The following is an 8,993-nucleotide window of genomic DNA, read 5'->3' on the forward strand; positions in this document are numbered from 1 at the left end:
GACACTTGAGGATGTGGATAGTTCCACTCAGCAGATCGTCCTGAAATCGTTAAGATCAAGATAGAGAGAGGATGCTGTTGATTATACCCTCTACTCCTAATGTAATTACTATTGGAGGGTGAAACAATATATGTTATCGAGTCCGAAAGAAGAAACCTACAAACACAACGGTAAAGGTGAAATCGAGCCTAGCGTTGCTGAACAACCGATTCCGCAAAAACCCAAAACACATCGCTTTAAACGCTTCCTACTGGGGCTATTGGCTACAGGTTTACTCACGGTTCCTTTTGCTGTGTATTTAGCTCAGAACCGCGCCCAGCTTAAACCAGAGATGATTGAAACCCTCACCGTTCCTGTAAAAACTCAGGATTTAACGGTGCGGATTACCGCCAGTGGTGTTGTTCAACCTGTACGACGGGTTAACCTCAGCCCGAAAACGCAAGGACGTCTATCTGAACTGTTTGTCGAACAAGGGGATTATGTCGAAGCGGGTCAAGTGATTGCTCGTATGGAAAGCAGAGAAATAGAAGCGCAAGTGTTACAAGCCGAAGCGGGGTTAGCACGGGTGAGAGCGAACCTGAACAAGTTACAAACGGGAAGCCGTCCCGAAGCAATTACGACCGCTCAAGCCCAGTTGGATCGGGTTTTAGCCAATTTAGCTGAACTCGAAGCCGGAACCCGTCCTGAGGAAGTTGCGGTCGCTCAAGCTAAACTCAATGAAGCCGAAGCCAGGTTAGCGGATGCACGTTCGGGAAGTTTGGATGATGAAATTGCTCAGGCTGAGTCTCGACTAACGGCAAGTCAAGCGGATCTCGAACTCGCCAGTGAACGGGTGCGTCGCTATCAAAGCTTGAGAAATCAAGGGGCGGTTTCTGAAGATAGTTTAGAGGAATATTTGCAAAATGAACGCCGACTGAGTGCTGTCGTTAATGAAGCCAAAAGACGCATTGAACAACTTAAACAAAGTCAGCGAAGTCAAGTTGATAGACTCGAAGCTACAGTAGAACAGGAACGTCAAGCTTTGCGACAATTAAAAAATGGCGCTCGGGTTGAAGACATTGCCGCAGCGACCGCAGAAGTTGCAGAAGTTCGCAGTAATTTGAATGAGTTAATTAATGGAACTCGCCCGGAAGAAATCGCCGCCGCCCAAGCCGAAGTTCGAGAAGCTCAAGCGCAAGTTCGTTACTACCAAACCCAGTTAGAAGATGCAAATGTTCGCGCTCCCTTTTCGGGGGTTATTGCTCAACGTTATGCAGTCGAAGGGGCGTTTGTGACACCTGCAACATCGGCATCTGATGCGACTTCAGCAACATCAGCTTCGATAGTGGCTTTGGCAAAAGATTTAGAAGTCTTGGCGAAAATTCCCGAAACAGATATTGGTCGAATTCAACCGAATCAAAAGGTCGAAATTATTGCCGATTCTTACCCTGATCAAGTCTTTGAAGGACGGGTACAATTGATCGCACCAGAAGCGGTAAAGGAACGAGATGTTACCCTGTTTCAAGCCCGAGTTGAAATCATCACGGGGAAAGATTTACTTCAGTCCGGGATGAATGTTGATTTAAAGTTTATTGGGGATAAACTCAATAATGCCTTGGTGGTGCCAACCGTGGCAATTGTTACCAACAAAGGAGAAACCGGAGTTTTACTTCCTGATGAACAAAATCAACCCCGATTTCATCCCGTAACAATCGGTTCAACCATTGGCAATCAAATTCAAATTCTAGAAGGGATTGAAGCCGGAGATCGCGTATTTATTGAGTTACCCGAAGGTAAAAAACTAGAAGACATCATCAAATAAATTAACTAACCTCTATTGGCTAGACTACAACAAACTAACCCATCCGTTTCCAAAAACATCAACCTTAAAAACCACTGGTAACGGATTAAACTTAGGCGGAGATCATTAAACTAATGCCAAGAGTAAAACGGATAGATCATCTCAACGCACCCAAAGTTAACCCATCCGTTACAAAAGCATCAACCTTAAAAACCCACTGGTAACGGATTAAACTTAGGCGGAGATCATTAAACTAATGCCAAGAGTAAAACGGATAGATCATCTCAACGCACCCAAAGTTAACCCATCCGTTACAAAAACATCAACCTTAAAAACCACTGGTAACGGATTAAACTTAGGCGGAGATCATTAAACTAATGCCAAGAGTAAAACGGATAGATCATCTCAACGCACCCAAAGTTAACCCATCCGTTACAAAAGCATCAACCTTAAAAACCCACTGGTAACGGATTAAACTTAGGCGGAGATCATTAAACTAATGCCAAGAGTAAAACGGATAGATCATCTCAACGCACCCAAAGTTAACCCATCCGTTTCCAAAAACATCAACCTTAAAAACCCACTGGTAACGGATTAAACTTAGGCGGAGATCATTAAACTAATGCCAAGAGTAAAACGGATAGATCATCTCAACGCACCCAAAGTTAACCCATCCGTTTCCAAAAACATCAACCTTAAAACCCACAATTAACCCATCCGTTACAAAATGAACTTTCTCGAACACATAAAAATGGCATCTACAACCCTACTCGCCAATAAAATGCGAAGTAGTTTAACGATGCTTGGAATTATCATTGGGAATGCTTCTGTTATTGGAATGATTGGCATCGGAGAAGGCGCTCAAAGCTTTGTAAATGATCAAGTCAACTCTTTGGGGCCTAATGTTTTATTTATCATTCCAGGGAGTCCAGAAGCCCAAAGTCGCCCCGTTTATCCCCCTCAAACTCTGGTTTTAGCCGATGCAGAAGCCATTGCTGAACAAGTTCCTGTTGTTGATGAAGTTGCACCTTCTTTAAACGGAAGTGAACTGATCACATATCGCGGAAAAAATGCGTCTGCGTCTTTAATTGGGGCGACTCCTGAATATCTTTCTGTGCGAAGTTTTGATATCGCGAGGGGAAGATTTATGAGTGATTTAGACTTAAAAAGAAATGAACAAATAGTCGTATTAGGTTCAGAAATTGCTGAACAATTGTTTGGAAATGAAGATCCCATCGGAAAACAAGTTCGCCTCAAAGATACGAGTTTACAAGTTGTTGGAGTCATGCAAGCTAAGGGTTCAACATTTGGCACAAATCAGGATATGAATGTCTTTATTCCGATTACAACAATGGCTAATCGGATTGTCGGAGAAACTTCACCTTATGGAACTCAAGTAACCTTTATTTCTGTTTCTATTAAAAATCCAGAGAGTATGAAAGCGGCTCAATTTCAGATTGAAAATTTGCTGCGACTTCGACACAAAATTACCGATGAAGATGATTTTACCGTTCGCAACCAAAAAGACCTGATGAATACATTAGGACAAATTACCGGAGCGTTAACATTAGTGTTAGCCGCAACAGCAGCAATTTCCCTATTTGTCGGCGGAATTGGTATTATGAATATTATGCTGGTTTCTGTCACCGAACGCACTCAAGAAATTGGCTTGCGAAAAGCAATTGGAGCTTCTCAGCAAGATATCCTCGCTCAGTTTATCATAGAAGCAGTCATTCTTTCTGCCGCAGGAGGATTGCTCGGAACTGCTATTGGCGTCGGTGGGGTGTTTTTAGTCGCTGCTGTTACGCCTTTATCGGCGGGAATTTCTCCGGTTACAATTGCAGTTACCGTGAGTATTTCGGGTGGAATTGGCTTGTTTTTTGGGGTAATTCCGGCTCAACGTGCAGCCAAACTTGATCCCATTGTTGCCTTAAGAAGTGCATAAATTAAACCAATCAATAAAACAATATGAAAACTTCTCTTTCTCCCTTACAAAATCATCAGCAACCGCCCTCAAAAAAAATAATTGTTAAACTTGAAAATATCAAAAAAGTTTATGGAATGGGCGAGATAGAAGTTCAAGCGTTAAAAGGCGTGAGTCTCACGGTTGAACAGGGTGAATATTGTTCAATTATGGGGGCTTCAGGTTCGGGTAAATCTACAGTAATGAATATTGTGGGTTGCTTAGACCGTCCGAGTACAGGTTCCTATTATCTGGATGGGGTGAATGTTGCTCAAATGTCTGAACAAGATTTAGCCAAAATTAGGAATATTAAAATAGGATTTGTTTTCCAACAATTTCATCTTTTAGCCCAATTAACTGCCCTCGATAATGTGATGTTACCGATGCTTTATGCAGGAGTTCCGACAGGTGAACGTCGCCAACGGGCGACAGAAGCTTTAATTCGAGTTGGGCTTGAAAATCGCATTCAAAATAAACCTAATCAACTCTCAGGAGGACAACAACAACGGGTGGCAATTGCGCGTGCAATTGTGAATCGTCCTGTGTTATTATTAGCAGATGAACCAACGGGGGCGTTAGACTCGAAAACCACCCAAGAAGTGATGGATATTTTTACTGAACTTAACGCCAGTGGAATGACGGTGATGATGGTGACGCATGAACCCGAAGTCGCCCGCCAAACTCGTCGTATTGTTTGGTTTCGTGATGGTGAAGTCATTCACTCTCATCTCACCCCAGAAGATTTACATGAAGCCACATTTTAAATAAATTAAATAAATCCTCACTTAAAAATCAGGCATAATAGACCACAAGGGGGAGATAACTGAGGTCATTTACCCACAGTCCCCTCTATTTAGATTATCAGGGTCTATTGAATGTTGATTAAATCGCTCAATCAATCCCTCGCTCAACTTTCGGCGAAAATTCCCTTAAAAACGCTGTTAGTTGTGCCTTTTGTTTTGCAGATTGTCGGTGCTGTGGGATTAGTCGGATGGTTTTCTTTTAAAAATGGTCAAGAAGCGGTTAATAAGTTAGCCATTGAATTACAAGAACAAGCCAACTCTCGTATACAACTGTTCCTCGATAATTATTTTACCATTCCCCAACAAATTAATCAAATTAATCAAGATGCAATTCAGTTAGGATTAGTTAATTTAGATGATTTATCAACACTGGGTTTATATTTTGCCAAACAAGTTGAGGTGTTTAATGTTAGTTATATTAACTTTGGCGGACTAGAAATCAATCAATTTGTCGGAGTGAAGAATCAAGGGGATAGTCAGCCTTTAATTACTGAATTTTACCGCCAAGCCGCAGATGGAAATTTATACTGGAATTCTTACACTCGGGATGAACAAGGAAACAAACAAAATATTAACACTTTTATTGAAAATGCAGATCATAGAAATGAAGGTTGGTATACTGATGTAATTGAAGCAGATAAACCCGTTTGGAGTCAAATTTATCAGTGGAAAGATAAACCGATTTTATCGATTTCTGCGAGTTATCCTATCTACAATCCCAATAATCAATTAATTGGAGCAATTGGAGTTGATTTAAACCTTGCAGATATCAGTCAATATTTGAATCAAATTAATCTCAGTGAAGCCACAACCATTTTTATAGTAGAACGGAATGGAATGTTGGTGGCAAATTCGGGTGAAACTCAATCTTTTATTCAAAAAAACCAAGAAGTTCAGCAGATTTTAGCCTTAGAAAGTTCAAATCAAAAAATTCGTGCTATCACGCAAGAGTTACAACAAAAAATCAGCAACTTTACTCAAATACAAACCCCTCAACAACTGTATTTAACTCTAGGGAATGAACGAGAATTCATTCAAGTGACTCCCTGGAAAACAGAATCAGGATTAGATTGGTTGCTGATTGTGGCGATTCCTGAATCCGATTTCATGGCACAAATTAATGCCAATACTCGCACGACAATCATTCTTTGTATTATTACATTAATCCTAGTCACTACTTTAGCTATTTTAACCGCTCGTTGGATTATTCAACCCATTTTAAAACTAAAAGATTCAGCCCTCGCTTTTTCAGAAGGAAAATTTGATCAAACCGTTGATATCAATCGGGAAGATGAATTAGGAATATTAGCCAAAATATTTAATTACATGGCGCAACAATTACAAACCTCTTTCGCCACTCTAGAAAATCAAAATATTGAACTCAAACGTCTCAGTCAAATCAAAGACGAATTTCTCGCCAATACTTCCCATGAACTGCGAACACCTCTACACGGAATTATTGGACTCGCTGACTCTTTAATTGATGGCGCAACCGGAAAATTACCCACCAAAACCACCGAAAATTTAACGATGATTGCCAATTCCGGGCGACGACTTTTAACGCTAGTCAATGATATCTTAGACTTTTCTAAACTCAAACATAATACTATCGAACTTCAGCTAAAATCTTTAGGATTATGGGAAGTTTTAGATATGGTTTTAGTTCTCTCTCAGTCTCTAGTCGGACAAAAAAATATCAAACTGATTAATTCTGTACCCGATGATTTACCCGGAGTTGAAGCCGATGAAAACCGTTTACAACAAATTTTATATAACTTAATCGGAAATGCGATTAAATTTACTGAATCTGGAACAGTAGAAATCACAGCTTGTGAGAAAATTATCGACGAATCTAATCATTATATTGCCGTCACTATTTCTGATACTGGAATTGGCATTTCAGAAGATAAATTAGAACAAATTTTTGCATCTTTTGAACAAGGAGACGGTTCAACTGCGCGTCAATATAGCGGCACAGGTTTAGGTTTAGCCGTAACAAAACAGCTTGTCGAATTACACTGCGGCACTATCGAAGTCCGTTCAAAAGTCGCAGAAGGTTCTCAATTTACCTTCACCTTACCCAAAGCAAAATCACCGATTCAAGCGACTGAAAATCAAACGATTCAACCTTCAAAACTGTCTACAAATGTTTCTCTATCAGAACCCCAACTCGAACTCGAAAATACTTCCGAAATCTTAATTGAAGATAGTGGAGAATTCAAAATCTTAGTCGTTGATGATGAACCCGTTAATATTCAAGTAATTGCTAACAATCTTTCTCTACAAAACTATGCCATTACTCAAGCCACAAATGGTTTAGAAGCCTTAACTTTAATCGAAAAAGGATTTAAGCCTGACTTGATTTTACTCGATGTAATGATGCCTCGGATGACGGGTTATGAAGTGTGTCAGAAACTCCGAGAAAAATATCTCCATAGTGAACTTCCCATTTTAATGCTAACTGCTAAAAATCAAGTGACAGATTTAGTTGATGGCTTGAGTTCAGGTGCCAATGATTATTTAAGTAAACCTTTTTCTAAGCAAGAATTATTAGCCCGAATTAAAACCCATCTTCGTCTACTCAAAATTAACAATGCTTATGGCCGTTTTGTTCCCCATGATTTTCTCAGATTTTTAGGACATGAAAGTATAATTGATGTCAAATTAGGAGATCATGTTCAAAAAGAAATGACGGTGATGTTTTCTGATATTCGTTCATTTACAACACTTTCTGAGGAGATGTCACCCCAAGAAACTTTTGATTTTATCAATGGTTATCTCAAACAAGTCAGTCCGATTATTCGCACTCATAACGGTTTTATTGATAAATATATTGGGGATGGAATTATGGCATTATTTCCCCAGTCGGCTGAAGATGCGGTAAAATGTGCAGTAGCCATGCAAAAAACAGTCAGTTTGTACAATCAAGAACAACAAAAACAGGGTAAACTTCCGATTAATATTGGGATTGGTTTACACACTGGAACGTTGATGTTGGGTACAATTGGAGAACAGGAACGCATGGAAAGTACCGTGATTGCAGATGCGGTAAATTTAGCGTCTCGTTTGGAAGGGTTAACAAAACTCTATGGTGCGGGAATTATTGTTAGTGAAAAAACCTTATCTCGCTTGAGTGATTTTCAAAACTATGGTTATCGGTTTCTAGATAGGGTAAAAGTCAAAGGAAAGAATATTGCAGCAGGTGTGTTTGAAATTTATGATAGTAATCCCGAATCTCTACAAGCTTTAAAAATTAAAACCAAGTCAGATTTTGAACAAGCAGTGTTCTTATATCATCGCCAAGAATTCCAACAAGCTGAAGCGATTTTAAAGCAAGTTCTAACGGTTAATCCAGAAGACAAAGCTGCATTACTCTATTTACAACGTTGTCAACACTCTCAAGTTTAACCGGGGGAGTTTCTTGTCATTGTGAGTGGCGCGAAGAATCTCTGAGAGACCCTTCGTTTCACTCAGGCTGACACGAAAACACGGGTGACTTGTCACTGTCTAGGGCGACTAGAAACCCGTTGTGATTGTTGGTTGTACATCGCGAGTAAAACCTGGCCGGGGTCAACCCAACGACCGCCATATTTTAACCCCCAGTGTAAATGGGGGCCGGTTGTGCGTCCAGTCATACCCACTCGGGCAATTCGGGTTCCCGCAGGGACAACTTGACCTTCCATGAGTTGAATCCCGCCATCGTGATCGATAAAATAACGGCCCTGGGCATTTTTTTCCACCCGTCCTTGAACATGACAGTAAATATGCGTCCACTGTCCCGAATCAATGGCAATTCCTGTCCCACAACGGCCATCTTCCCAAACTTCCACAATGGTTCCTGTCCACCAGTTGCGAATATAGCTACCCATCGGGGCTGCTAAGTCTAGACCGTAGTGAAACCCACTGGAACGATAGCCGAAACCCGATGTATATTCTAGAAAATTTTCCACCGGGAAAGACGCCCCCGACCAATCGAGTCCAGTTGCGACTTGATTTGTGTTAGATTCTCTGGCGTTAACCAGCCTCTGCCATCCAAACGGCATCAGACTCAAGCTAATTAACCCAGCTAACATCAAAATTCGTTTTGGACTAATCCAGTTTTGGGCGCGTTTTGGTGTTGACTCTACCATTGGTGTGTTTGACTCCTCACTCTGATAGGTGAAAGATTACAGATGAGAGAGGACAGTTAATCGGTGGTCAGCGGTAACAGTTGTGATCGGATTTCTATTCCCTGTTCCCTGATCCTTTTGTCTGTTCCCTTTTGCCTGTAACAGTCACCTGTTTTTACTGGTTTACGTTCCACCGAACTCTGCAACGGTTAATATGCAGGCTGACAGTAGGCGGAATTGATTTTCCGGGCTGTCGGGTTTGTGGAATGGAGAACTGATGTCTGCTTGTCACCCCAGAAATTAAATGCGATGACAATCGGCAACCAACCGGATTGAAT

General features: G+C 40.9%; 5 protein-coding genes. 4 read left to right on the top strand and 1 reads right to left on the bottom strand.

Annotation, left to right across the window (positions count from 1 at the left end):
* Positions 1–130 precede the first annotated feature (130 nt).
* The 4 genes from L8106_RS21400 to L8106_RS21415 all read left to right on the top strand — a co-directional run bounded on the left by L8106_RS21400 (position 131) and on the right by L8106_RS21415 (position 7,954).
* Positions 131–1,801, top strand: a complete 1,671-nt coding sequence (locus L8106_RS21400; protein ID WP_009786542.1) for an efflux RND transporter periplasmic adaptor subunit — start codon at positions 131–133, stop codon at positions 1,799–1,801.
* 706 nt (positions 1,802–2,507) lie between these two features.
* The gene (locus L8106_RS21405) at positions 2,508–3,725 is read left to right on the top strand and encodes an ABC transporter permease (RefSeq protein ID WP_039896894.1); all 1,218 of its coding nucleotides are present in this window, start codon (positions 2,508–2,510) and stop codon (positions 3,723–3,725) included.
* Between the two features lie 23 nt (positions 3,726–3,748).
* Complete coding sequence (locus L8106_RS21410; protein ID WP_009786544.1) at positions 3,749–4,507, top strand: ABC transporter ATP-binding protein; 759 nt, start codon at positions 3,749–3,751, stop codon at positions 4,505–4,507.
* A 111-nt stretch (positions 4,508–4,618) separates the two neighbouring features.
* Entirely contained in the window at positions 4,619–7,954 is a 3,336-nt protein-coding gene (locus L8106_RS21415; protein WP_009786545.1) for a response regulator, read from the top strand.
* 92 nt (positions 7,955–8,046) lie between these two features.
* On the opposite strand, the gene L8106_RS21420 is transcribed toward L8106_RS21415, so the two are convergent.
* Positions 8,047–8,676, bottom strand: a complete 630-nt coding sequence (locus L8106_RS21420; RefSeq protein ID WP_009786546.1) for a M23 family metallopeptidase — start codon at positions 8,674–8,676, stop codon at positions 8,047–8,049.
* Positions 8,677–8,993 lie beyond the last annotated feature (317 nt).

The organism is Lyngbya sp. PCC 8106 (assembly GCF_000169095.1).
Classification (GTDB): domain Bacteria; phylum Cyanobacteriota; class Cyanobacteriia; order Cyanobacteriales; family Microcoleaceae; genus Capilliphycus.